This is a genomic window from Pedococcus sp. P2_E4, from assembly GCF_056403935.1.
Window position 1 is genome coordinate 102,343 of record NZ_JBFUEO010000008.1, and the last position, 25,228, is coordinate 127,570.

The following is a 25,228-nucleotide window of genomic DNA, read 5'->3' on the forward strand; positions in this document are numbered from 1 at the left end:
ACTCCCCTCGCCGAACGCTCCGGGCCCCCGCCCGGTTCCGGTCGCCACCGCCATACCCGCTCGGTGTGCCGGCCCGCTCGCCGATCAGGGCGCGAGGAGGTCCTGGTAGGAGGGGTGCCGCGCGATCCAGGCGGCGATGAACGGGCACATCGCGACCACGTCGTGCTCCCCCGCCGCGCGGACCTGGTCGAGCGCGCCCCGCGCCAGCACCCCGCCGACCCCCTGGCCCTCGAAGGCCTCGTCGACCTCGGTGTGCGTGAAGACGATGTGGTTGCCCCTGAAGCGGTAGGCGGCGAAACCGGCGAGGACGCCGTCGACGTGCGCCTCGAAGCGGTGCTCCTGCGCGTTGTCCGTGACCCGGATGTCTGACATGGGAGCAAGCCAAACACGAATGTCAACGTGCCGAGGAGGTGGCACACCGCCGCCATGGCGCGGCGAAGGGCCGGTGTCCCACCCCGTCGAGCGGGCCGGGGCCCGGCGGTCGCGCCTCAGGCGACGGCGCCGACCTCGGCCTGTTCGCCGTCGGCGTTCCAGGGGCCATGCTCGGGTGACCGGCTGATCGCGAGGCACGCCAGCGCCGCGAACAGGCACAGCCCGCCGGCCGTGAGCCACGCGGTGAAGTAGTCGCCGGTCGACGTGCGCACCCAGCCGGCATACGACGCCGCCACGCCGGCGCCGACCATGTGGGAGGCGAACACCCAGCCGAACACGACGCCCGAGCGGGCGACCCCGAAGTGCCGACGGCACAGCGCGATCGTGGGAGGCACGGTGGCCACCCAATCGAGGCCGTAGAACACGATGAAGATGAAGAGGTTCGGGTGGATGTCGGGCCCGAGCAGCGCCGGGACGAACAGCAGCGCCAGGCCGCGGAGGCCGTAGTAGCCGCACAGCAGCAGCCGCGGGTCGACCTTGTCGGTCAGCCACCCGGAGGCGATGGTGCCCACCAGGTCGAAGATGCCGATGAGGGCCAGCAGGCCGGCCGCGGTGGTCTGGGGCATGCCGTGGTCGTGGGCCGCCGGGATGAAGTGCGTGCCGATCAGGCCGTTGGTCGACCAGCCGCAGATCCAGAAGGTGCCGAACAGGATCCAGAAGGTGCGCGAGCGCAGGCTCTCGCGCAGGGTGCGCACCGCGAGCCGGGCCGCGCCCGTGGTGACCCCCGCGGACGTCGGCTCGGCCGTCGCCGCAGTGGAGACGGTGGCGCCGTAGGGCTGCAGGCCGAGGTCGGCCGGTCGGTCCCGCACGACGAGCAGCACGAGCGGGACCAGCAGCACGGCGGCCACGGTGACGACCAGGGCTGCCCACCTCCAGCCCGGGCCGGTCGCGAGCGCCGCGATCCCGGGCAGGAAGACCAGCTGACCGGCCGCGCCCGCGGCGGAGAAGATGCCGGTGACGAGGCCCCGTCGGGCCTCGACGAACCAGCGGTTGGCCACGATTGCGCCGAGCACCAGAGCCATGGCCCCGGTGCCGATCCCGACCGCAACACCCCAGAGCAGCCAGAGCTGCCACGCCGCAGTCATGACCGTGGTCAGGCCGCTGCCGAGGGCGACGAGGACCAGGGACGCCGCGACGACCCGCCGGATCCCGAAGCGCTCCATCAGCGCGGCCGCGAACGGCGCGGTGAGGCCGTAGATGACCAGGTTGGCGGTCACGGCGCCGGAGGTGGTGGCACGCGACCACCCGAACTCGGACTCGAGCGGCTCGAGCAGGGCGCCCGTGGACGACCTGAACCCGGCCGCGGCCACGAGGGCGGCCAGCACGACGGCAGCGACCCACCAGGCACGGTGCAGCCTGGGCCGGCTGGTCGTCAGGGCCGGGGCGGAGTTGGCAGGAGCGGTCACCACCGCAACATATCTGCCACCTCGACGCGCGGACAGCGCAATCCCGACAACGTGCGCCGAGATCCCGCCACCGCCAGCGGAGGACACCGTGGTCCCCGAGGACACCGTGGTCCACGACGACACCGTGGTCCAAACGGACGAAAGATCGCGGCTTCGTCCCCGGGGCGCTCCGGTTTGGGCATAGTCGTCGCGTGACCAGTCATCCGAGGCAGCTGGAGCTGTCGGATCCCGCGTCGGCCGGTGCCGCGTCGGCCGCCGCGGCCCACGACGCCGGGCTGTCCGGAGGCCGGCTGATGCGATGGGCACCCGTCGTCATCATCGCCGCGGCCCCCCTGATCATGCTCAGGAACACGCTCAGGCCGATCTCGGACCCAGACACCTTCTGGCACCTGAGCGCCGGGGAGTACCTCTGGACGACATGGCAGTTCTCGGGGCCGGCGCCGACACCGACGTCCGCCACCCGGCCCTGGACGCTGCACGAGTGGGCACCCGAGCTGCTAATGGCTGCCGTCGCGCGCGTCGGAGGCCTCCCGGCGGTGGCGCTGCTGCAGGCCCTGGCCGCTTCGGCGCTCCTGTGGGCGCTGTACGTGGCGTGCCGCCTGCACACCCGGCCGCTGCCCTCAGCCGTCGCAGCCACGGTGGCGTGGTTGGGGGCCTCGGCGAGCATCGCCCCGCGCCCCCAGATGGTCAGCTTCATCCTGCTCGCGCTGGTGACCAGCGTCTGGCTGAGGACCGCGCGCGATGGACGCGCACGGTGGTGGCTGGTCCCTCTCACCTTCGTCTGGGCCTGCAGCCACGGCCTGTGGGTGGCCGGCGTCCTCGTGGGTCTCGGGGTCGTCGTCGGCTGCCTGCTCGACGGGCGGGTCAACAGACGGGAAGCGGGAAGGCTGCTGCTCGTCCCCGTCCTCAGCATCGTCGCGGCCGCCGTGACGCCCGTAGGGCCCGGCCTGCTGTTGTCGCCGCTCGAGGTGCGGGGGTACTCGAAGTACGTGACCGAGTGGGCTCCGGCGTCCCTCGCACAGCCCGCCTTCCTCGCGACGATGGTGTTGTCCGTCATCGTGGTCCTGGGCTGGACCCGGAGGAGCACGACGGCGCCGTGGGCTCACCTGTCCGTGTGGGGGCTTGCCCTGGTGTGGACGCTGCTCTATGCCCGCACGGTCGCGCTGGGTGCGGTCATGCTCGCGCCCCTCGCGAGCATGACCTTGCAGGGTCTGCTGACCTCTGGTCCCCGCCCGGTTCGGCTCAAGGCCGAGCGCGGGGTGGTCCTGGCCGGTGCGGCCCTCACGGTCTGCATCGGCCTCGCCATGACTCCCGGCATCTCGACGAACGCCGCCCGGATGCCGGTCCAGCTTGACTCCCAGCTCTCCGCCCTCCCGGCCGACACGGTGGTGTTCAACGAGTACAGCCTGGGCGGGTGGCTGCTCTGGACGCACCCGAACGTCGAGCCGGTCATCGACGGCCGGACCGAGATCTACCCCCTGCCCTACGTCGACGCCTACCAGAGTGCCCTCACGGCCCAGCAGGGCTGGCAGGGGACCGTGGAGACGAGCGGGGCCACGGTGGCGCTGCTGCCCACCCAGGGCGCCCTGGCTGACGCACTCGTCCACCAGGAGCGCTGGACCGCAGTGGCCGAGGACGCCGGGTACGTGTTGCTCCGCAAGCCCTGACGGGGGGCGTTCGCGTCTAGGCGAGCCGCGGGCTCAGCCGACGACGGGCAGCCCGAGCCAGTCGGCCATCAGGGCCAGCTCGTCGTCCAGCGCCGTCCTGGCCGCGTCGGGGGCTCCCGGCTCCCAGTGCACGGCCTGCACGCGCAGCACTCCCCCGCTGCGGTCGGCCTTGAGGTCGAGCCGGGCCACGAGCTCGTCGCCGAACAGGAACGGCAGGACGTAGTAGCCGTGCACCCGTTGCGGCGCGGGCACGTAGATCTCGAGCCGGTAGTCCATGCCGAACAGCGCGGCGGTGCGGTCGCGCTGCCAGATGAGCGAGTCGAACGGGCTGAGCAGCGCCTGCGCGTGCACCTTGCGGGGGCGTCGGGCCCGCGGGTCCAGGTATGCCGGGCGCTTCCACCCCTCGATGGTGGCCGGGACCAGGGACCCGTCGGCCACGAGCGACTCGAGGGCCGGGCGGGACTGGTGTGGCTTGAGGCGGAAGTAGTCGCGCAGGCACTGCTCGGTGCCGACGCCGTGGGCGCGCGCCGCGATCATCATCAGCTCGCGGAAGGCGACGTCGTGCGGCGGGCGGGCGGCGGGGTCCTGGGCCCAGTCCCCGAGCGGCGGGGGGAAGACACGGGCCACCCCGGCATACCGGCGCTCGAACTGGCTGGTGCGGCCGGCGGAGGTGATCTGACCTGCCCAGAACAGGTGCTCGAGGGCGTTCTTGACCAGGGACCAGTTCCAGCCCCACTCGTCGCGCTCGCGCGGCAGGTCGTGCTCGAGCGCGACCTCGACCTGGCGCGAGGTCAGGGGTCCGCGGGCCACGACCTCGGCGCGCACCGCGTCGACGAGCTCGGGGTGGTCGCGCGCCACGCTCTGCATGCCACCCCACGCGTCGTGCAGTGCGCGCTGCATGCGGAAGTCCAGCAGGGGCCACGTGGACGGCGGGATCAGGCTGGCCTCGTGGGCCCAGTACTCGACGAGGCGGCGGGGGGCGCGGTCACGGGCCCGGTCGAGCAAGGCCGTGTCGTACGGCCCGAGCCGGGAGAAGAACGGGAGGTACTGGCTGCGGGTCAGCACGTTGACGCTGTCGATCTGGACGATCTGCACACGGTCGATGACCCGCTGCAGCTGTCGTGCCGTCGACTGCCACGGCGCGGGTCGGGGCTCGGCGAACCCCTGCGCCGCGAGGGCGATCCGCCGCGCCTGGGCACGCGTGAGCCGCACCGGTGCGAGGTCGGTCATCAGGCGTCGGTCATCAGGCGTCGATCATCAGGCGTCGCGGGCTCACTCGCCCGGTTCGAGAAGGTTCTCCCTGACGGCGTACATCGCCGCCTCCATGCGCGAGTGGAGCTGGAGCTTCTCGAGGATGTTGCGGACGTGGTTCTTGACGGTGTTCTCGGAGATGAACAGCTCGTGCGCGATCTCCTTGTTGGCCATGCCCCGCGCGACGAGTCGCAACACCTCGAGCTCGCGGTCGGTGAGGCGGGGGGCGCCGACCGCGGACGGACGGTCGCCCTGCCGGCGGCTCATCTGGGCGAACTCGGCGAGCAGCTTGGACGCCATCGACGGCGAGATGAGCGAGTCGCCGTGGAAGACCGCGCGCACTCCGTCGGCGATCTCCTCACCAGGCACGTCCTTGAGCAGGTAGCCGTTGGCGCCAGCCTTGACCGCCTCGTAGAGGTCGGACTCCTCGTCGGACATGGTGAGCATGATGATCTTGGTCGACGGGACCATCGCCTTGATCGTCTGACAGGCCTCGATGCCGGAGGTGAAGGGCATCCGCACGTCCATGAGGACGACGTCGGGCAGCAGCTCGACGGTGCGGTCGACGGCTTCCTTGCCGTCACCTGCCTCTCCGACGATGCTGATGTCGGACTCCTGCGACACGACCATCTGCAGGCCCCGGCGGTAGAGCACGTGGTCGTCCGCGATGACGACGCGGATGGGCTCCGCCGCCCCGCGCGACTCCGGCATACCGTTGCTCACCTGCACATACTGTCACGGGACGACGGCGGTGCCGGTCGAAAGACGCGATGCCGCGCCCGACCGACACCGCCGGGGTGTCGAACCATCTCTGGGGTCCGGGGGTCAGGAGACCTTGCGCTGGGTGCCCTCCCCCAGGTCGAGGTCCCTCGCCTCGTGGTCGACGTCGAGGTGGATGACGCCGTAGGACCAGCCGCGTCGGCGGTAGACCACGCTCGGCTGGTCGGTCTCCTCGTCGTGGTAGAGGTAGAAGTCGTGCCCCACGAGCTCCATCTCGCGGACGGCCTGGTCGAGCGCCATCGGCACGGTCGCGTGGATCTTCTCGCGGATCTCGACAGGCGAGTTGCCCTGCGTGCCGAACCGGTCGCCGGCGTCGTGGTGGTGGTCCTCGGAGGCCGCCGCCCCGTTGGCCGACGGCTCGGGGATGCGCGCCGTGGCGTGCGCGACCGACTCGGGGACCCGCCGTCCGCGGTGCACCCGCTTGCGGTCCTGGGCCCGCCTCAACCGCTCCATGAGCTTGTCGAGCGCGACGTCGAGCGCGGCGTACTTGTCGTCCAGACACGCCTCGGACCGCACGATCGGGCCCTTGACATGGCAGGTGATCTCGACGCGCTCACAGGCCTTGGCCTGCCGCTTGTTCGGCTCGTGGCTCACGACGACGTCGACGCGCTGCACGCGCGGGGCGAGCTGGGGAATCTTCGCCAGCTTCTCGTCGAGGTGGGCACGGAATCGATCCGAGACCTGCATGTGACGTCCGGTGACGACAATCTCCACGGGGTACCTCCATGGTTGCGAGTGGGGTGGGGCGCGGGTGCGGACAGACCCGGTCGTCAGACGCGGCACCACCCCCTGGAGGGCGGGAAGGTGGGGCCCGCTCCCCGACGGAGGACGCCAACCGGACCGCGTCCGGGGCGACCTGGTGACGTGCTGGGCACGAGGGCCAGGGGGGCCATGTACCGACGGTAGACCACCGGCGGCCAATCCGACAGCGGGGGTCCACTGGGCGTTCACCCCGGGTTTGCCGGGCGCCCGCTGGGAGCCCGCTGGCGCCTCTGGGTGGCGCAGATCGTGGCCGCGAGGACGTGGGCGGCCCCTGCCCCGCGCAGGGCCCGGGCGGCCTCGACGAGGGTCGCGCCGGTGGTCAGGACGTCGTCGACCACGACGCACACCGCGCGGTCGAGGACGGGCTCCCAGGCACGTCGCGCGCGCATCGACCACTCGAGGTTGACGGCGCGCGCGCGGGCACTGAGCCCGGCCTGGTCGGCGACCCGGCGGCGGGGCTCGAGGGCGTCGGCCACGACGACCTCGTCGGGCCGGTAGCCGGACACGGCCAGCCGGGCCAGCTGCTCCAGCGGCGCGTCGCCACGACGCCTGCGCGCGGCCCGGGAGGGCGGGACCGGCACCACGAGGACGGGGCCGTCACCGTGGGCGAGGACGTGGGCGGCGGCGGGGTCGGCCAGGGCACCGTCGAGCGCCACCGCGAGGGCGTCGGCGAGGTCACCGGCGCGGTCGCGCCTGCCCTCGTCCTTGTATGCGGTGACGCACGCCGCGAGCGGCCCGGCATACGGCCCGCTCGCCCAGGTCGCCGGAAGCCGCGCGGGGCGCGGGGTCGGGCTTGCCTCGCGGGCGCCTCCCGCCCAGAGCCCTGCGGCGATGGCGTCCCGGCAGGGCGCGCACAGGGCGACGTCCGGAGCCCCGCACCCGGCACAGCAAGGGGCGAGGACCAACCCGACCAGGGCCCGCATCGCGCCCGCGACACCCGCGTCACCTGCCCTCGAAGCCACGACCCGATCCTTGTGAACCTGTGTGTTGGCCTCGAATCGGCAGCGAGAACGTGTGGACGGGACTAGTCTGAGGCGCGGCCTGTGGATAACTGCCGGACGTGGGCTTGCGGGACAGGGAGGCGAAGATGCGTTGGCTGCCACGCCTTGCCGTCGCCACCTGGCTCCGGCTCGGTATCGCCGCGCTCGTCGCGCTGTTCGCCGCGATCGACGACCAGATCCTCGTGGGCCTGCCGTGGATCCTGCTGGTCGTCTCGATCGACCTCGCCGCCACCGCCCTGAACGCCACGGCCGGGGCCGCCACGCCCACCCGGCGCAGGGAGCTGTTCGTAGTGCTCGCGGGCAACGCCGTGGTGTCCGGCCTCGCGATGGGCTACGGCGGACCCTGGTCCAAGATGCTCGTGCTCATCCCCGCCTTCCACGCCGGGCTCACCTTCGGGCGGCGCGGGTCACTGGCCGTCTTCGGCCTCAGCCTCGCGTCGGCCATGGCGATGGCCGGGTGGCTCGACCGCCTCGGCGAGAGCCAGGTGCAGCAGATCGCCCTCGCCGCCGTGATCGCCCTCGTCTTCGGGCTGCTCGGCGCCTGGTCGCACCGGCTGGAGCCGCAGCCGCCGGTGGTGGACCCCAACGTGGCGGCCGAGGCCGGCGTCCTGCTGCGCCGGCTGCACGAGCTCGCCGAGACCCTCGACACCGGGTTCGACGCCCCCGGGTCGGCTGAGATGGCGCTGCAGGACCTCGCCTACAGCATGCGGTCCGCCCGCAGTGCCGTCCTCGTGGGCTACGGCGACAACCCGGCGGTCCCGCTGGCCATCCGTGGCGCCGACCGGACCCCCTGGCCCGACCCGATGGAGGAGGGGTCGATCCTCGGCCCGGCCTGGCACGACGGCGTGGGCGTGCTCACCGAGTGGTCCGACGACCTCGTCGCCCGGTCGGTGATCGTGGTCCCCCTCCACGACGACAAGGGGCACCGTCTCGGGCTGCTCGTGGCCGACCGGCCGCTGGTCACCCCGTTCAGCGAGGAGGACCTCGCGGCCGCTGCGGACGTCGCGGCGCGGCACTCGGCCAACATCGACCTCTCGGTCCTCTTCGCCGGCCTGCGCGAACGCGCCGGGCTCGAGGAGCGCGAGCGGCTTGCCCGTGAGATGCACGACGGCATCGCCCAGGAGATGGTGGCCGTCGGCTTCGGCCTCGACGCGCTGCGCCGCACCGCCCGCGACACCGCCTCACCCCTGGCCGACGGGCTCGACGAGCTGCGCGTCGAGGTGTCCCGGGTGCTGGCCGACCTGCGGCTGCACATCGCCGACCTGCGCATCGCCGTCCGTCCCGACACCGGGCTCGGCGCCCTCATCGGCGCCCGGCTGCAGAACTTCGGCTCGACGTCAGGGGTGACGACCCGGATCCACCTCAGCGAGACCGGCTTCCGCCTGCCAGCGCACACCGAGGTCCTCATCTACCGGCTCTTCCTCCAGGTCCTCGCCGACGCGAGGCACTCCCTCAACGCCTCGACGATCGAGGTGCGGCTCAACGTCGCGGCCCCTCGCGTGGAGCTGTGGATGGCCCACGACGGGACCAGCTCGATGGGCCCCCGAGATTTTGCCGGCCATCCACTGGCCGGTCTCGGCGCCGAAATCACGACCGAGCCGTACGCTGGCGATGGTGTGGCCGTGCGTATGCGGATGCGAGCACGCGGCGCGGCACCCTCGGCCACGCTGTCTCACGAAAGGATCCCCCAACCGTCATGACGATCAATGTGGTGGTGATCGACGACCACACCCTCGTGCGCGAGGCCGTGTGCCGGATGATCGACAGCGAGCCCGACCTCGCGGTCGTGGGCCAGGCCGGAGGCATCGCCGAAGGACGCACGGTCCTCGCGCAGAGCCTGATCCACGTGCTCGTGGTCGACGTGTCCATGCCCGACGGTTCGGGCCTCGTGCTCGCCCGGGCTGCACGCGAGGCCTCGCCGCGCCTGGGCATCGTGGTGCTGACGATGCACAACGACGACGACACGCTGCTCGAGGCACTCGACCTGGGCGCCTCGGCCCTGGTGCTGAAGTCGGCCCCCTCGGACGAGGTCATCGCCGCGGTGCGCCGGGCCGCCGTGGCGCCGGAGGCCTTCATGGCCACCGGCCTGGCCGAGGCGCTGCGCCGCCGCGACTCCAGCGACAAGCCCAAGCTCACGCCGCGCGAGTCCGAGGTGCTCGACCGCCTCGTCGCGGGCGACTCGATCGCCGCCGTGGCCAAGCGCCTCTACATGAGCGAGTCCACGGTCAAGACCCACGTCTCGAAGGTCTACGAGAAGCTCGGCGCCCACAACCGCGCCTCAGCCGTCATGGCGGCGCTGCGACTCGGCCTGGTCAAGGCCGAGTCGGTCGGCCAGATGCGTCGCTGACGGCGTCACCTCCACAGCCAAGAGTGGCCCGCCCTCCAGGGCGGGCCACTCTTGGTTGTGCTGGGGTGGTGCGGGGCTGGCCTCGCGGACCGAGTGGTCAGACCCCGGAAAACGCGTCCATCATGCGAATGGCACCAGGGCCGATGATGACGATGAACAGGGCGGGGAAGATGAACAGCAACATGGGGAACAGGATCTTGACGGGCACCTTCTGAGCCTGCTCCTCCGCACGCTGCCGGCGGACGAGTCGCATCTGCACCGACTGCTCCTTGAGGACGTTGGCGATGGGCAGGCCGAGGCGGTCCGCCTGCACGAGCGCGCTCACGAAGTTCTTGGCCTCGGGCACCGTGGTGCGGGCCCCGAGCGAGCTGAAGGCCTCACCACGGGACTTGCCGATCTGGATCTCCGAGAGGATGCGCGCGAACTCCCCGGAGATCGGGCCGGTGGTGGACCGGGCCACCTGCATCAGGGCGGAGTCGAAGCCCTGGCCGGCCTGGACACACACGGTGAGCATGTCGAGGGAGTCGGCCAGCCCACGCTGGAGCTCCTGCTGGCGCTTCTGGCCGGTGTTGTAGAGCAGGAGGTCGGGAAGGAAGAACAGGACGGTCGCGCCGATCGCCGCCCACAGCAGTCCCCGCACCCCGAAACCGCCGAGGACGAAGCCCACCAATGCCCCGCCGAGCAGCGCGGCACCTTTGGCGCCCATGACCTTCTCCGGGGTCCAGTTCCCCGGGTTACCTGCCAGGTCGAGCAGCCGGGTGAAGCGTTCGACGCTCCCACCGGGCGACAGCTTGAAGCCCAGGCGTCGCGTCTTCTCGAAGAGCGGCAGCATGAGTCGCTCGGTGGCGGGAAGGTTGGACTTGCCGACCTCCTTGACGTCGATGCGGTGCTCGATGAGCGCCAACGAGCGCGCCACGCCCGTGGCCTGACCGGCCCCCAGTGAGACAGCAAGCACGAGCATGACCAGCGCACTGGCGACGAGGACGATGCCGACGATGAGGAACATCTGGGAACCCATGGCTAGACCTTCACATCCACGACTTTGCGCATCCAGGCGATGCCCATTCCGATGAGTACGACACCCGCCGCAAGCATGGCGAGGCCGATCCCCCTGGTCCACAGCAGCTCGATGTACTCACGGTTGACCTTGACCTCGTAGAGGAAGATGCCGATCGGGAGCCCGACGAGGATGTAGGCCGACAGGCGACCCTCGGCCGACAGGCCGCGGACGTGTCGCTGCAGTTCCTCGCGCTCGCGCAGCGTCTTGGCGGTCGTGCGCATCGTGTCGGCCAGGTTGCCGCCGACCTCGCGCTGGATGCGGATCGCCATGGTGGTCCAGCGCATGTTGGCGCTGTCCATCCGGGCGGACAGGTGGTCGAGGGAGTCGCTGATGTCGGCTCCGATGCGCGTCTCGGCCAGAGCCCGCGCGAACTCCTTGGCCGCGGGCTCGGCCGCGTCCTTCGCCACGGCGTCGAGAGCCTGCGGCAGCGAGAAGCCGGTCGAGAGGCTGCTGGCCACGAGCGTCAGCACGTCAGGCAGTTGGCGCTCGAACTTCTTGGCCCGCCGGCTGGACAGGAACCTCAGGATGATGGCAGGCAGGAAGTACCCCAACGCGAAGCCCAGCACGATGCCGAACAGGTTCATCCAGAAGCCGCCGTTGAACAGGATCACGCCGAGCGCGGTCCCCGCGACGAGGGCGACGAGCCGCATCACCCACCATTCGCCGGCTCGCAACGGGAGGTCGGCGCGTTCGATGTGCGCCATGGTCTTGCCCGTGGACTCGCGGCCGTCCATCACCCGGTCGCCGATCCCGATCAGCTGGGTGGACAGGGCACTGGGTGACGAGGACTCCACGGGGACCGGAGCGCCACCGGGGGTGACGTACCGCTCGATCGTCGCGGTGCGCTGCCGACGGCGGTCCGCCGCGGTCGGCAGCAGGAGGACGAGCGTGAGGACCACGAGCCCGAGTGCGCCGACGGCAGCACTCAGCAGGACCCAGTTGGGCAGCCTCGGCACCGCCACCTTGGGGGTGACCGCCGCGGCTTGGTTGTCGGGGGCAACCGTGGCGGTCTCCTCAGGCGTGGGCGCCGGTGCCGGGGCAGCCGCCCCGAAGTCCACGGTCGAGTTCGCACGGAACGACCGGGCGCCCGCGAGACCGGTGACGACCACCGGCTGCGGACCCCCCAGACCCGCGGCCTTGACGGTGAAGGTCACCTGCGAGTCCAGCGCCTTGGCCGCAGCGGCGAAGGCGCGGCTCACCGACGCGGTGTTGCCCGCTGAGGCGACGCTGCCACCACCGGCTTGAGCGAAGCCCTTGAGCACCGAGTTGTCGCTGTCGTCGGTCTTGAAGCCGATGATCTCCGCGCGGACTCCACGGTTCTTCACTGCAGCCGTCGCGGCAGCCCGGGTGGCCTTGCTCCGGGTGTCGCCGCCGTCACTGAGCAGCAGGAGGCTGCGGTCGGTGTAGGCGCCCAGGGCAGACGCGCCGACGATGACGGCGTCGTACAGGCTGGTCTCGCCACGTGAGCGGAGGGAGTTGACGGTCTTCTGCACCCGGGCACGGTCGAGGGTGGGCGCGACGTCGACACCAGCAGTGCCGGCGAAGGAGACCAGCCCCACGGCGACGTCCTTGGGGGCTGCCTTGAGGAACGCCGCAGTGGCCTCACGGACCGTCGCCATCCCGGCCTCGCCCATGGAGCCGCTGGTGTCCACCACGAGCATCGTGGCCCGCTTGCCCTGGACCACCGGGGTGGCGGTCACGGGGTAGTCCTTTCCCGCCACCGACACCTTCAGGGTCGAAGTCGTGGGCGGGACACCGTCGGACCGCACGGTCAGGACGCCCGAGAACGCCGTCGGCGTCACCTTCACGGAGCTCACCGTCGCAGGGACCGGCGCGTCAGCCGCCCACGCGCCGACAGCACTGAGGCCTGCCAGCAGCGCGGCGATGGAGACCGTGAGGAAGGCACGGCGGGGGGTGTGGTTCATCGCTCTCAGACACCTCGGACGAACAGGTTGGCGGGCAGCTCGATGCCTTGGTCCTTGAGGTCCTCGGCGAACTTCGGTCGCAGGCCGGTGCTGACCAGGCCGCCGCGGAACCGGCCCTGCTCGTCGCGGCCGGCCGCGTAGTTGAACGTGAAGAGGTCCTGCATCGTGATGATCTCGCCCTCCATGCCGATGACCTCGGAGATCCCGGTGATGCGACGCGAGCCGTCCTTGAGGCGGGCCTGCTGGACGACCAGGTCGACGGCGCCGGCGACCTGCTCGCGGATGGCGCGGACCGGCAGGTCCACGCCGGCCATGAGCACCATGGTCTCCAGGCGGGAGAGGCTGTCGCGGGGGCTGTTGGCGTGGACCGTGGTGAGCGACCCGTCGTGGCCGGTGTTCATGGCCTGGAGCATGTCGAGGGCGGCCCCGTCGCGGCACTCCCCGACGACGATGCGGTCGGGGCGCATGCGGAGGGAGTTCTTGACCAGCTCGCGGATCGGGATCGAGCCTCGACCCTCGATGTTGGCTGGGCGCGACTCGAGGCGCAGCACGTGGTCCTGGTGCAGCTGCAGCTCGGCGGCGTCCTCGATGGTGACGATGCGCTCGTCCTCGGGGATGAAGGACGAAACGACATTGAGCAGCGTCGTCTTACCCGAGCCCGTGCCTCCGGAGATGATGATGTTGCGGCGGCCCCTGACGCACGCGCTGAGGAAGTCGCGCACCTGGGGGCTGAACGTGCCGAAGGCGATGAGGTCACGGTCGGTGAACGGGTCGGTCGCGAACTTGCGGATCGTGAGCATCGCGCCGTCGAGCGCGATCGGCGGGATCACGGCGTTGACGCGTGACCCGTCGGGGAGACGGGCATCGACCAGCGGGCTGGCCTCGTCGACTCGACGTCCCACGCGACCCACGATCTTGTCGATGGTGCGTCGCAGGTGGGCCTCACTGCTGAAGTGGGTGTCGACCGGGTGCAGCTTGCCGGCGCGCTCGACGTAGATCGAGTCGGCTCCGTTGACCATGATCTCGGTGATCTCGCTGTCGCGCAGCAAGGGCTCCAGCGGTCCGTGGCCGAGGATCTCGTCGGCGACTTCCTGGGCGATCCGCGTGCGGTCGGCCAGGGAGAGCGGCGTCTCCTCCGAGTCGATCACGTCCTGAAGGGTGTGGCGCACCTTTGACTCGAGCTCGGCCTGGTCCAGGTGCGGGTCGTACAACTGCGGGCCGAGGGAGTCCAGGAGTGCCTGGTGCACGCTGGCCTTCACGGTCCCGAAGGGGTCCTGGACGCGGGCCTTGGCGATCGGCTGTGCAGGGTTGGTCGACACCGCCTCCGGCTGCTGGCTGCGACGGACGCTTTCGAGACGGTCTGCAAGGCTCACTTCTTGCCTCCCCAGGCGAGGATCTTGCGGTCACCGCGACGACCGTCGCGGCGGGCGTCCCCTGCGCCGTCCTCCGAGTCCCCCGGAGAGCCGAGGGGTCGGATGTGGCTGTCGGCCAGGTGCCGGATGGCGACGCTCACGGGGTGCTTGGGCTCGTCGAGGACCAGCGGCACCCCGCGGTTGACCGACGCGGGGACGGCAGGGCTGCTCGGCACCATGACCGCGATGTCCGTCTTGATGGCGGCCACGACGTCCTCGGCGCGGAGCCCGACCTTCGCGTCGGACCGGTTGAGCACCACGGTGCGGCTGTCGTGGGAGTTGCCCAGCAGGTCGAGCGTGTCGAGGGTCAGGCGCAGGTTCTTGACCGCAGGGATGTCCAGCGTCGCGATCAGGATGAGGATGTCACTGGCGTCGAAGGCCGCGAGCACGTGCTCGGTGAAGGCCGGTGGCGTGTCGACGACGATGAAGTCGTAGGAACGCTTGGCCACGCGCAGCATCTCGCCGATGATGCTGCCGGGGATACGGTCGGCATCACTGGGCTCCGCCGGTGCGCAGGCGGCGTCCAGGCCGCTGTCGTGGTGGACGACGATGGACTCGAGGCCCTGGGCGTCGAGGTGACCGGCCATGGAGACGAGGTCGGCGATCGAGTTGTTGGGCAGCAGCTGCAGGCTGATGCCCACGTCGCCGAACGCCAGGTCGAGGTCGACCACGAGGACCGACGCCCCGGTGGACGCCAGGTAGGCGCCGATGTTGGTCGAGAACGTGGTCTTGCCGACCCCACCCTTCGCTGAGAAGACCGTGACGACCTTGCCGTCCTTGTTGACGGAGTTGTCGGACGAGTGGCCGGCCACCTTGGCCGACACCTCTCGGCTGCGACGGACGGCCTCGGCCAGGCCGGTGAGGTCGTCGGCGCCCAGCACCTCGCGCATCCCCGCCCGCAGGGCAGCGCCCAGGACGGTGACGTCAAGACGGCGCCGCAGCAGCAGGACGCCCACCTCGGGGCGCTCCACCCGGCACAGCTCGGACAGGTCGAAAGCAGCCTGTGCGTCGACATCGGGGCCGATGACGACCATGACCTCCTGCGGGTTCTCCGCGAGGGTGCGCGTGACCGAGACGGCGTTGTCCACGCGTGTCAGGTTGCCCCCGACGGCGAACTGGTAGCGCTCCGTCGATCCCGGGTCGTTGTCCCAGAGGAGTGTCACTTCAACGCACCCGAGAGGTCGCTCATGTTGAGGTCGCTGACGATGCCGGCTGCCTCGAGCTTCTGCTTGGTGAGGTCGGAGCCCAGCAGGCCCGCGTAGAGGTCGTGGTTCTGGATGCCGTGCACGAGGCGGACCGCGTCAACCGGGCTCACCGCGACAGTGACGAGGAACTGGGGCACGTCGCTGGAGGCCGCGACCTTCTTCTTCGCGTCGTCGTCGACCTGGCTCGCGGCGCCGGGAGTCAGCGCACTCTGCCCCATGGCGATGACCAGGACGTCACCGAGCAGGAGGTCCGTGCCTCGGACGTCGGCGTCGTTGAGCGCCTTCGACTTCTCGTCGCTGCCCAGGGCCTTGATCTTGAAGGAGTCGTAGATGGCGATGTGCGACCCGGGCGTCACGAACGTGCCGACGCGAGCCGGGTCCGTGAGCTGCACCGAGAGGGCCACCATGCCCGCCGGGACCTCGATGGCCTTGGTCCCCGTCGGCGTGGTGCCGAAGCGGGAGGACTGGAGGTACTCCCCGGGCTGGATGTCGGTCATGGCCAGCAGCGAGCTGTTGCTGTCGGTGATCGACGTCAGCGCCCCCACCGGACGGCCGGCCGCGGCCACCTTGGTGCGCTCGACGCGCCCGTCGCGCACGGCGTCCTTGAGGACCGTGCCGGCCGAGACCTTCTCCTTGGCCACGTACACGACCACTGGGGTCTGGGCCGCGACGGCGCGCGCGTCGGCGCCGCGGGCGTAGAGGAGCACGGAGGCGACCCCGACCAGGGCGATGACCGCTGCGGCGAAGATGGCGATGATTCTGCGTCCCATGACAGGTGATTCCTTATCCAGCGGGTTGGACGGCATAGCCGCCATAGTTGGGAGATCCGGGGGCGATGGGTCCGGCCACGGGGGCGTCGCGGAGGACTCCCTCGAGGAACCAGCCGGAGATACAGCGGTCTCCGCCGTTGCACGGGACGTTGCCGCTGACCAGGCTGCCCGCCTGCTGCGAGCCGCCCGTCTTGTAGCCGCTCAGGTAGAACTTGGCCCAGCCGGAGATGTGGTACCAGGTGTTCGAGCCGTTGCCCGCGTTGCACACGGCGGGAGGAGGCCCCGTCGGGGTGCTGCCGCTGGTGATCGTGCAGTCGAAGACCGGAAGGTAGATGACCCTGCCCAGGAACGGCGACAAGTCGCACGGGGAGCTGTTGCCGGTGTCGATCTTGATCCAGTTGTCCTGCTGGACCGTGGCGTTGCAGCCGCTGGCAGTGAGGTAGCCGAAGCCACCGGGCACGTCGTGCCCCTGCCAGTTGTAACAGGCGTTCGGGGCGTGGGGCCCCCCCTGCAGCGTGATGATGATCTCGCGACCGGGTGTGGTCGGCGTGGTGGCCGCGCCCGGCCACGGGGGCAGCGGCGCAGCGCCGTACCCCGGGATGCCTGCGGGGTCATTGGTGACGTAGGACGTGCCGTTGGCGGTGTTGGCGCGCCATTCGCACATCGAGAAGGTGATGGGGGCGCTGGCCACAGTGGTGCCAGGGGCTCCGTAGGCGGCGCGGGCACAGGCCTTGACCGTCGTGCCGGTGCTGCCACCGACGAGCGTGCGGACCAGCCAGGTGGGCAGGATCGCCGAGCCGTTGCTGGCCTTCGTCTGGGTGTGAACCTCGACGTAGGGGATGTTGGCGTTGGAGGCCAGGGAGGCCGGCAGCGTCGGGCACTGCTTGAGGTCTGCGGTGCTGCCGGCGGAGCAGGCCGGGAGGGCGTTCCCCCGGCCGCAGAGGCCGAACGGGTATGCCGTGGTGTCGAACCCGTTGGCCGCGTCCCTGGCGTTCCCGTTGTTCAGGGCATCCAGGCCGGCGCCGTTCAGGGCCGGGCTGCCTACGCACTTCGCGGCGTCGATGGCACACGCACGCGCCATGGCGAGAGCCGCGGCGTCGGCGCCGTTCTGGACCTGGCGGCGCTCCCACATGAGCGAGCTCACGTCGATGGTGATCGCCCCGAAACCCATGATGACGCCGCCGCCCAGCAGGACGGCGACCAGCATGGCAGCGCCACCGCGCTCGCCGCGACGGTGCAGCCGCGTGAACAGTCCTAGCCGTTGCATCGCATGCTCCCTGTTGCTCGGATGGTGGGTACGGGGACGGCTCGCTGCGGGAGCAGACTCAGGACCAGCCAGTGGAACTGGTTGGCCCCTGCGCCGTTGGTGATCGTGATCGAGTACGTTGCCGTCTCGGCCGCGTTGGGGCAGACGGCTGCGGCGGGGGTACGGGTGTAGGTCATGGGGCCCGGCATCGCCGCGGTCACCCGGGCGTCCGCCTGGGTGGTGGTGTAGCCCAGGGCCAGCATGCGCGCGCCCTCGCGGGCCGCGCTCGTCGTGACGACGCTGTAGTAGAAGGCCCGGCCGAAGTCCACGATGCCGCCGATGACGAGCAGCAGCACGGGGAGGATGATCGCCATCTCGACGGCTGCAGCCCCCCGCTCACGACGGGTTCGGCTCATCCGCCGAACACCCCTGCGGGGATGACGAAGAGGGCGTTGACGCCTTGGCCGAAGAGAGTGACGCCGCCGATGATGACGACGGCGATGAGTCCGACCATGAGGCCGTACTCCACGGCGGTGGCTCCGCGCTCAGTGGTGCGTGGCGTTCAGGTTGTTGCCGAGGAGCGTGACGGCGCCGATGATGACGACGGCAATGAGGGCGACCATGAGGCCGTACTCGACGGCGGTGGCGCCGCGCTCGTCCTGGTTCTGGAACTTCACGAGGGTCTTGAGCATTTTGAATCCCTTTCAAGGCTTCGAATCCCGCGGCTCAGACCACTGCGGTGCTGTGCCGAGGAAGAGATTGCCGTGTTCGAGGGGTCTGCCACATCGGCTATTGGGTTCCAGTGGGCGTGGCCGACGGCCGAGTGCTCTATCAACCGAACGGCTGACTTTGGCCGAAGTCGTCTCCGCCTCACCTGCCGGGCGTCAGCGACCGGGGACGAGAAACGCGCTTCCGTTGCCGATGTCCTKCCAGCGGTTGCCGGCCCTGATCTGGACGACGTGCTTGTCGGTCGTGACGACCAGGCCACGCTCACCGTTGACGGTCGTGATCGAGACCGCCCCGGCGATCTCGGGACCGGCAGAGATGGGGCCGCCCAGGGGCACGAACCACGGACGGATCACCTGCGAGCTCGGCTTGCGGCCCAGGACCGCGAGCGTGGACTCGTCGACCCAGACGAGGTCCCTCACCAGGGTCAGAGCCGGCGCGAGGTTGAGTGGCTCGGCCAGCGAGCGCGGCAGCCCGTTGGGCTCGCGCACGACGCCGGCCACGTCGACGCGGGGGTCCTTGCCGGCGCGGTCCGTGGAGAAGACTGCGGCGCGCTGGCCGTCGGGTGACAACCGGATGCTGCCGACGGCGCGGTTGTCGAGCCAGGCAGCGGTGACGACCTTCGGCCGGGAGGCCGCGTCGTCCGAACCGGCCGACGTGTTGACCGCCCACACCCGGGTGCGGTCCCCCTCGCGCCCCGCCACCCAGAGGACGTTGTGGCGGTCGTACGTCGGGGGCGACAACCGGGTGCCCACGTCGAGCAGCTGCACCTGCGTCGTGCCGCGCCACCGCGCCAGCTGGCGGCGGTCACCGCTGACGGCCCCGACCTCCTCGCCGCTCCACGACAGGGCGGGGTAGGCCCACCCGGTCGGCAGCGCCGGCCACGTGGCCCTGTCGGGAGGGATCTGCTCGTCCCTGTCAGTCAGCTTGAGCGGATCGACGGCCACGAGCGCGGACCCGTTGCGCAGCAAGGGTTTCGAACTGGGCTCGGGGGGTGCCGCAAAGCCGAGCGTCGACAGTGAGCTGAGGGAGCCCCCCTCGTTTGCCCCGGGCACCTGGAGCTCGGTGCCCTCGAGCTGGAGGGCGACGCGGTCAACCCCGGCCGCCTGGTCGACCGTCGCCAGGAACTGGGCGCCGAAGCTCTGTCGCTGGGCGGGGTCGCTGCTCAGCTTGATCGCCGTGAGGTTGACCCGGGCCGTGCCCGAGTCGATGGGGACCGAGTCGACGGCGAGCCTCGTGCCTTGCGGCACGTCCGAGCGCACCGCCCCCTTGAGGTATGCCGGGACGCCCGACAGGAGCCCGCGTGCCAGCCGGGTGGCCAGCCCGGTGCCCACGGGGTACCAGCGCACGTCGGGCACGAGCCGGCGCTCGGTGGCGGCCAGGAAGTACAGTCTGAACGGGTCGTACAGCCGCTCGACGTCGGCTTCGCTCAACCACGTCCCGAAGCCCTCGGGAAGCGCCGAGATGCGCCACTCCCCCGCGATCCGCAAGACGGAGAACGTGACCGGGACCGTCGAGCTGCGCGGCAGCTCCTGGTAGACACCGTTGCCGTCGATGCGCGCCGTGGCCTTGGCGACCGCCCGGACCGAGCCCGGCGTCGTCGCGGCGATCGCCAAGGCGGTCTCGTCGGTGAAGACGACCACCGAGGAGTCCGGCCGCCAGGCGTCCTGGGCGGACGGCGCGAGGTAGGACCGGGCCACCTGGTACTCGTCGTCGCTCGCTGCGGCGGCACGGATGAAGCCGAGCACGACCTGCTCCGGGGACGACCCGGGGGCCACCGGGTTGGCCTCGACCCGGACCTCGTTCTCCTGGACCGAACCGACGTCGAGGCCCTGCTGGACCGGGGACTCGGTCGACAGGCCGCCGCACCCCGTCAGGAGCACCGCCGCCGAGGCGAGGCCGGCCACTGCACGCAGGGGCTTCACTGGGGCCCCGAGCGGACCGTGGGCGCGGGTCGCGAGCCCACTCTCCCGACCACTGGCAATGACGCCGGGATGCCATTGGTGGCAACGGAATCCACCTCACTGGACGTGGCGTCGTCAGGGCGCAACGGGAGCGGGGAGTCGACGATCGGGACGCCCACCCGTCGCGGCAGGGTGAGCCGGAAGACCGAGCCCTCGCCCGGCTCGCCCCAGGCCTGCAGCCAGCCCTCGTGGAGGCGGGCGTCCTCGAGCGAGATGGCAAGTCCCAGCCCCGTGCCACCTGTCGTGCGAGCCCGTGCCGGGTCGGCTCGCCAGAACCTGTTGAACACCAGCGCCGCCTCACCAGGGCGCAGCCCCACCCCGTGGTCGCGCACGCTCACCGCGACGGCGGTGTCACTGCCCCGGATGGCGATCTCGACGGGGCGACCCTCGCCGTGCTCGAGCGCGTTCACGAGCAGGTTGCGCAGGATCCGCTCCACGCGCCGGAGGTCGACCTCGGCATCGCTCGGACCCGTGGCCTCGACCGTGACGACGCTCCCCCAGCGGTCCGCCACCGGCTGCGCCGCGTGGACGGCCCGGGCCACGACGCTTCGCAGGTCGACCGCGTCGGACTCGAGGGCCGCCGCGCCGGCGTCGAACCTGCTGATCTCGAGCAGGTCCGCAAGGAGCTCCTCGAACCGGTCGAGCTCGTGGTGGAGCAGCTCGGCGGACCTCGACACCGCCGGGTCGAAGTCCGTGCGGGAGTCGTGGATCAGGTCTGCGGCCATGCGGATCGTGGTCAGTGGTGTGCGCAGCTCGTGCGAGACGTCGGACACGAACCGCTGCTGCACCCGGGACAGTCCCTCGAGCTGGCGGATCTGGGTCTGCAGGCTGTCCGCCATCTCGTTGAAGGACTTGGCCAGCCGCGCGAGGTCGTCCTCGCCCCGGGCGCGCATGCGCTCGTTGAGGCGACCCGACGAGAGTCGCTCGGCCACGACGGCCGCCCGCCGGACCGGGTTGACGACCTGCCGGGTGACCACCCAGGCCACGGCCCCGACCAGGACCACGAGGACCAGCCCGCCCAGGGCGAAGGTGCGGGTGATCAGGCTCAGCGTTGCCTGTTCGCGTTGCATCGGGAACACGGCATACAGGTCGTACTTGCCGGCGTTGGGGACGTCCACCTGGGACCCGACCACGACGGCCGGGACCACCCCGTCGGACTGGCGGAAGAAGATCCCGACCAGGCGCACCTGCTGGTGACCGGGGTCGGCGCGGACCGCCTCCCGGACGTCGGACGGGATGCTCGCGAGCCCGACCTCACCGGAGGACACCGTCTGGACGACCGCCGTGCTGGTGTTGCCCAGCCCCCGCGCCAGCACGAGGTAGCGCTCGGTGTCGCCGCCGGGAGCCGCGGCTCGCTTGATGACGTCCTGGGCCAGCAGCTGCAGCTCGCCGCCGCTGCTGGTCTTGTCGCTCTCGTCGAAGCTGCCCTGCACCTCGAGGGTCAGCCGGGAGGCCTCGACCTGCGAGGTGTCGATGCGGTCGCGCTCGAGGCCCGTCGAGATGGACTGGAAGAGATAGCTGCCGAGGAGCACGACGACCACGAGACCGAGCAGCACGGTGCTCGAGACGACCCGGAACTGCAGGCTGCGCCGCCAGGCGTGTCGCAGGCGCCCGCCACCGGCCAGTGCGCCGTGCCGGAGCCGCGCCCCGGCAGCCCGCAGCCGAACCGCCGCGGACGCCCGGTGGTCGGAGAACGTGGGTGCAGGAGCTCGCGGGGGCCGGGGACGAGCCGACCCGTTCGGCTCGGACATGGCTAGCTCGGGCCGGCCTTGTAGCCCACGCCGCGCACGGTCACGACGATCTCGGGGTGCTCGGGGTCGTGCTCGATCTTGGAGCGGAGCCGCTGCACGTGCACGTTGACCAGTCGGGTGTCACCCGCGTGCCGGTAGCCCCAGACCTGCTCGAGGAGCACCTCGCGGGTGAACACCTGCCACGGCTTGCGGGCCAGGGCCACCAGCAGGTCGAACTCGAGGGGCGTGAGCGACAGCGCCGCGCCGTCGCGCTTGACCGAGTGGCCTGCCACGTCGATGACGAGGTCACCGATCTCGAGCCGCTCGGGCTCGGGCTCGTCACCGCGACGCAGGCGCGCGCGGATCCGGGCGATGAGCTCCTGGGGCTTGAACGGCTTGACGACGTAGTCGTCGGCCCCGGACTCGAGTCCCACGACGATGTCCACGGTGTCGGTGCGCGCGGTCAGCATGACGATGGGCACCCCCGACTCGGCGCGGATGCGTCGGCAGACCTCCATGCCGTCGAGGCCGGGGAGCATGACGTCGAGCAGCACCAGGTCGGGCTTGGCGTCGCGGAAGGCCGCGACTGCTCCGGCGCCGTCCGCGACGTGCGAGACCTCGAGCCCCTCGTTGCGCAGGACGATGCCGAGCATCTCCGCCAGCGCCAGATCGTCATCGACGATGAGCACGCGACCGTTCACCTGCGTCAACCTCTTCCATGCAGCAGTAATGGACCCCTACCGAATCATCACACATGAGGGTTGCTGCACGGCTCAGGGCGCACTCGCAGGCCGTGTGTCATCGACGTGGACGCCGACAGGCGAGCCCACCCGGACACCACGGGCCAGCTCACGGCTGCGGCGGTCCGGCCCCGGAGTCAACCAGGGGCGTTCGAGGAACCGGAAGCTCACGGCGACGACCAGCGCCGTGACGGCCAGCATCGCCGACGCCTGCACGAGCTGGGAGCTGTCCCGCAGCCGGAGCCAGACGATCCAGAAGACCATGAAGTGCCACAGGTAGAGGCTGTAGGCGCGGCGCCCCACCGCCGTCAGCGGACGGGCGGCCAACAGCCTCGAGATGGGGGCGCCTTCGCGGCATCCGTGCAGGACGACGAGCGTCGCGACGGTCACTGAAGGCACGGCGACCACCTGGTATCCCACCCCCAGCTGACCTTGCGGGATCAACGAGAAGAGGGTCAGGAACACCAGGGCGAAGGCGGCCCGTGCCGGGTCGGGCGACCGTCTGTCACCGGTGGCGCCCTGGTGCAGGTGTGCCAGCGCCAGGGACGCGCCTGCGGCCATGACACCCAGGTTGGCCACGGGCAGCAGGTAGAACGCCTTGTCCGGCAGGAGCAACCCGACGAGGTAGAGGCCGGCGGCCACGCCCGCCACGACGTTGCGTGCGACCGGCAGCGAGACTCTTCGTCGCTTGAACGCGATGATGCCGAGCGGCATCAGCAGGTAGAACACCCACTCGACCGTGAGGCTCCAGGTCGGCCCCCAGGCCGGGTGCTCCCCCACGCCCGCCGTGACGGCGAACGCGGTGAGCTGCCCGAGGGCGAGCGCGCCGCTGACGAGGGCATCGGCCAGCTCCTGTCCGCCCCACGCGACCATGACCGGGACCCCGACGACGACCAGGCCCATCAGGACGCCGGCGAGCCGTTGGACGCGACGGCGCAGGAAGCGCACGTAGGCCTGTCGGGTCGCGGCGCCACGCCAGCAGATCGAGGTGATGAGGTAGCCGGACAGGACGAAGAACACGAGCACGCCGATGAAACCGCCGGTCTTGAACGGCAGCAGCCCCAGGCTGGCGACCAGGTGGGATGACATCACGGCGAGGGCGGCGAACCCCCGCAGCCCGTCGAGCGCCAGGTTGCGCTGCTCCTGCCTCCCGGCGCCCCCTGTCGCAGCTGTCACCGGGAAACCCTCTCAGCCCGCGAAGGCGCGGGCCATCGACCGATCGGCCGCGGGCAGTGGCCCGAACGGGCCAACGCCCCGGCCGGGCCGGGGGCCGTGCCGACACCCAGACCAGGTATGCCGGCCGCTCGAGGTGAGCGGCCGGCATACCTGTGGTGCGTGGTCGGGGCACGGGCCCCGGTTGCGTCAGTAGCGGTAGTGCTCCGACTTGTAGGGGCCGGCCACGTCGACACCGATGTAGGCGGCCTGCTCCTTGGTCAGCTCGGTGAGCTTGGCGCCGAGGGCGTCGAGGTGGAGCCGGGCGACCTTCTCGTCGAGGTGCTTGGGCAGCACGTAGACCTGCTTGTCGTAGTCGTCGTTCTTGGTGAACAGCTCGATCTGGGCGATCGTCTGGTTGGCGAACGAGTTCGACATGACGAAGCTCGGGTGGCCCGTGGCGTTGCCGAGGTTCATGAGGCGACCCTCGGACAGGACGATGATCGAGTTGCCGCCCTCGAACGTCCACTCGTGGACCTGCGGCTTGATCTCGGTCTTGGTGACCCCGGCGACCTTGGCCAGGCCGGCCATGTCGATCTCGTTGTCGAAGTGGCCGATGTTGGACACGATCGCCTTGTTCTTCATCTGCGTCATGTGCTCGGCGGTGATGATGTTGAAGTTGCCGGTGGTGGTGACGTAGATGTCCGCGATCGGCAGGACGTCCTCGAGGCGGGCGACCTGGTAGCCCTCCATCGCGGCCTGCAGCGCGCAGATCGGGTCGATCTCGGTGACGATGACGCGGGCACCCTGACCGGCCAGGGCCGCGGCGCAGCCCTTGCCCACGTCGCCGAAGCCGGCGACGACGGCGACCTTGCCGCCGATGAGGACGTCGGTGGCGCGGTTGAGGCCGTCGAGCACCGAGTGGCGGCAGCCGTACTTGTTGTCGAACTTGGACTTGGTGACCGAGTCGTTGACATTGATCGCCGGGAACAGCAGGTCGCCCGTGGCGGCCAGCTCGTAGAGGCGGTGGACGCCCGTGGTGGTCTCCTCGGTGACACCCTTGATCTGCTCGGAGACCGTGGTCCACTTGGTGGGGTCGGCCTTGAGGGTCTTGCGGACGAGCTCCTTGAAGACCCCGACCTCCTCGGAGTCGTTCTCGTCGGTGGGGGGCACCTGACCGGCTGCCTCCCACTCGCGACCCTTGTGGACCAGCATCGTGGCGTCGCCACCGTCGTCCAGGATCATGTTGGCGCCCTCGCCACCGGGCCAGGTGAGGATCTGCTCGGTGCAGTCCCAGTACTCCGGCAGGGTCTCGCCCTTCCAGGCGAACACGGGGACACCCTGGGGGTCCTCGGGAGAACCGTGGGGCCCGACGACGACGGCGGCGGCCGCCTCGTCCTGGGTCGAGTAGATGTTGCAGGAGGCCCAGCGGACCTCGGCACCGAGCGCGGTCAGCGTCTCGATGAGGACGGCGGTCTGCACGGTCATGTGCAGGGAGCCGGCGATGCGGGCGCCCTGGAGCGGCTGGGCCGCCCCGAACTCCTCGCGCAGGGACATCAGACCGGGCATCTCGTGCTCGGCCAGGCGGATCTGGTGGCGGCCGGCCTCAGCGAGGCCCAGGTCGGCAACCCGGTAGTCGAAGGACATGCGAA

23 protein-coding genes are annotated in these 25,228 nt (G+C 70.9%); 3 read left to right on the forward strand and 20 right to left on the reverse strand.

Annotated features, from left to right (window positions below):
- Nucleotides 1-84 precede the first annotated feature (84 nt).
- Nucleotides 85-372, reverse strand: a complete 288-nt coding sequence (locus AC1DV7_RS06300) for a GNAT family N-acetyltransferase (protein ID WP_477595676.1) — start codon at nucleotides 370-372, stop codon at nucleotides 85-87.
- 116 nt (nucleotides 373-488) lie between these two features.
- Nucleotides 489-1,838, reverse strand: a complete 1,350-nt coding sequence (locus AC1DV7_RS06305; RefSeq protein ID WP_477595678.1) for an MFS transporter — start codon at nucleotides 1,836-1,838, stop codon at nucleotides 489-491.
- A 191-nt stretch (nucleotides 1,839-2,029) separates the two neighbouring features.
- On the opposite strand from AC1DV7_RS06305, the gene AC1DV7_RS06310 reads away from it, so the two are divergent.
- Complete coding sequence (locus tag AC1DV7_RS06310) at nucleotides 2,030-3,505, forward strand: hypothetical protein (RefSeq protein ID WP_477595680.1); 1,476 nt, start codon at nucleotides 2,030-2,032, stop codon at nucleotides 3,503-3,505.
- A gap of 33 nt (nucleotides 3,506-3,538) precedes the next feature.
- Here AC1DV7_RS06310 and AC1DV7_RS06315 read toward each other — a convergent pair whose 3' ends face one another.
- From AC1DV7_RS06315 to AC1DV7_RS06330, 4 genes are all read right to left on the reverse strand, one after another.
- Nucleotides 3,539-4,735 carry a winged helix-turn-helix domain-containing protein gene (locus AC1DV7_RS06315; protein WP_477595682.1) on the reverse strand — a complete coding sequence of 399 codons (1,197 nt, stop codon included), beginning with the start codon at nucleotides 4,733-4,735 and terminating at the stop codon, nucleotides 3,539-3,541.
- A 42-nt stretch (nucleotides 4,736-4,777) separates the two neighbouring features.
- Nucleotides 4,778-5,479: a response regulator gene (locus tag AC1DV7_RS06320; RefSeq protein ID WP_477595684.1), complete on the reverse strand. Its 702-nt coding sequence runs from the start codon at nucleotides 5,477-5,479 to the stop codon at nucleotides 4,778-4,780.
- Between the two features lie 102 nt (nucleotides 5,480-5,581).
- Nucleotides 5,582-6,250, reverse strand: a complete 669-nt coding sequence (gene hpf / locus AC1DV7_RS06325; RefSeq protein WP_477595686.1) for a ribosome hibernation-promoting factor, HPF/YfiA family — start codon at nucleotides 6,248-6,250, stop codon at nucleotides 5,582-5,584.
- A 233-nt stretch (nucleotides 6,251-6,483) separates the two neighbouring features.
- Nucleotides 6,484-7,260: a ComF family protein gene (locus AC1DV7_RS06330; protein WP_477595687.1), complete on the reverse strand. Its 777-nt coding sequence runs from the start codon at nucleotides 7,258-7,260 to the stop codon at nucleotides 6,484-6,486.
- Nucleotides 7,261-7,385: 125 nt separating this feature from the next.
- Here AC1DV7_RS06330 and AC1DV7_RS06335 point away from each other — a divergent pair, with 125 nt between their 5' ends.
- Together AC1DV7_RS06335 and AC1DV7_RS06340 are read left to right on the forward strand one after the other, a co-directional pair.
- Complete coding sequence (locus AC1DV7_RS06335; protein WP_477595689.1) at nucleotides 7,386-8,999, forward strand: sensor histidine kinase; 1,614 nt, start codon at nucleotides 7,386-7,388, stop codon at nucleotides 8,997-8,999.
- Nucleotides 8,996-9,646: a response regulator transcription factor gene (locus tag AC1DV7_RS06340; protein ID WP_477595691.1), complete on the forward strand. Its 651-nt coding sequence runs from the start codon at nucleotides 8,996-8,998 to the stop codon at nucleotides 9,644-9,646. Before AC1DV7_RS06335 ends, AC1DV7_RS06340 begins: the two co-directional genes overlap by 4 nt.
- 97 nt (nucleotides 9,647-9,743) lie before the next feature.
- On the opposite strand, the gene AC1DV7_RS06345 is transcribed toward AC1DV7_RS06340, so the two are convergent.
- The 14 genes from AC1DV7_RS06345 to ahcY all read right to left on the reverse strand — a co-directional run bounded on the left by AC1DV7_RS06345 (nucleotide 9,744) and on the right by ahcY (nucleotide 25,223).
- Nucleotides 9,744-10,664, reverse strand: coding sequence for a type II secretion system F family protein (locus AC1DV7_RS06345; RefSeq protein WP_477595693.1), 921 nt, complete (start codon nucleotides 10,662-10,664; stop codon nucleotides 9,744-9,746).
- A 2-nt stretch (nucleotides 10,665-10,666) separates the two neighbouring features.
- Complete coding sequence (locus tag AC1DV7_RS06350) at nucleotides 10,667-12,631, reverse strand: type II secretion system F family protein (RefSeq protein ID WP_477595695.1); 1,965 nt, start codon at nucleotides 12,629-12,631, stop codon at nucleotides 10,667-10,669.
- Between the two features lie 5 nt (nucleotides 12,632-12,636).
- Entirely contained in the window at nucleotides 12,637-14,004 is a 1,368-nt protein-coding gene (locus tag AC1DV7_RS06355; RefSeq protein WP_477595697.1) for a CpaF family protein, read from the reverse strand.
- A complete protein-coding gene (locus tag AC1DV7_RS06360) occupies nucleotides 14,001-15,206 on the reverse strand; it encodes a CpaE/TadZ family protein (RefSeq protein WP_477595699.1) in 1,206 nt (401 codons plus the stop codon). Before AC1DV7_RS06360 ends, AC1DV7_RS06355 begins: the two co-directional genes overlap by 4 nt.
- Nucleotides 15,203-16,018, reverse strand: a complete 816-nt coding sequence (locus AC1DV7_RS06365) for an RcpC/CpaB family pilus assembly protein (RefSeq protein WP_477595701.1) — start codon at nucleotides 16,016-16,018, stop codon at nucleotides 15,203-15,205. Before AC1DV7_RS06365 ends, AC1DV7_RS06360 begins: the two co-directional genes overlap by 4 nt.
- Before the next feature lie 13 nt (nucleotides 16,019-16,031).
- Nucleotides 16,032-17,285 carry a pilus assembly protein TadG-related protein gene (locus AC1DV7_RS06370; RefSeq protein ID WP_477595703.1) on the reverse strand — a complete coding sequence of 418 codons (1,254 nt, stop codon included), beginning with the start codon at nucleotides 17,283-17,285 and terminating at the stop codon, nucleotides 16,032-16,034.
- On the reverse strand, nucleotides 17,273-17,680 hold the full coding sequence (locus AC1DV7_RS06375; protein WP_477595705.1) for a TadE/TadG family type IV pilus assembly protein: 408 nt from the start codon (nucleotides 17,678-17,680) through the stop codon (nucleotides 17,273-17,275). The genes AC1DV7_RS06370 and AC1DV7_RS06375 overlap by 13 nt, the downstream gene beginning before the upstream one ends.
- Nucleotides 17,677-17,793 carry a Flp family type IVb pilin gene (locus AC1DV7_RS06380; RefSeq protein ID WP_477595707.1) on the reverse strand — a complete coding sequence of 39 codons (117 nt, stop codon included), beginning with the start codon at nucleotides 17,791-17,793 and terminating at the stop codon, nucleotides 17,677-17,679. The genes AC1DV7_RS06375 and AC1DV7_RS06380 overlap by 4 nt, the downstream gene beginning before the upstream one ends.
- 16 nt (nucleotides 17,794-17,809) lie before the next feature.
- Entirely contained in the window at nucleotides 17,810-17,956 is a 147-nt protein-coding gene (locus AC1DV7_RS06385) for a Flp family type IVb pilin (protein WP_477595709.1), read from the reverse strand.
- 192 nt (nucleotides 17,957-18,148) lie between these two features.
- A complete protein-coding gene (locus AC1DV7_RS06390) occupies nucleotides 18,149-19,915 on the reverse strand; it encodes an LpqB family beta-propeller domain-containing protein (RefSeq protein WP_477595711.1) in 1,767 nt (588 codons plus the stop codon).
- On the reverse strand, nucleotides 19,912-21,705 hold the full coding sequence (gene mtrB / locus AC1DV7_RS06395) for an MtrAB system histidine kinase MtrB (protein ID WP_477595712.1): 1,794 nt from the start codon (nucleotides 21,703-21,705) through the stop codon (nucleotides 19,912-19,914). The genes AC1DV7_RS06390 and mtrB overlap by 4 nt, the downstream gene beginning before the upstream one ends.
- A 2-nt stretch (nucleotides 21,706-21,707) precedes the next feature.
- Complete coding sequence (mtrA, locus tag AC1DV7_RS06400; protein WP_477595714.1) at nucleotides 21,708-22,385, reverse strand: MtrAB system response regulator MtrA; 678 nt, start codon at nucleotides 22,383-22,385, stop codon at nucleotides 21,708-21,710.
- A gap of 72 nt (nucleotides 22,386-22,457) precedes the next feature.
- On the reverse strand, nucleotides 22,458-23,600 hold the full coding sequence (locus tag AC1DV7_RS06405) for an acyltransferase family protein (RefSeq protein ID WP_477595716.1): 1,143 nt from the start codon (nucleotides 23,598-23,600) through the stop codon (nucleotides 22,458-22,460).
- Between the two features lie 186 nt (nucleotides 23,601-23,786).
- Complete coding sequence (gene ahcY / locus AC1DV7_RS06410) at nucleotides 23,787-25,223, reverse strand: adenosylhomocysteinase (RefSeq protein WP_477595718.1); 1,437 nt, start codon at nucleotides 25,221-25,223, stop codon at nucleotides 23,787-23,789.
- Nucleotides 25,224-25,228 lie beyond the last annotated feature (5 nt).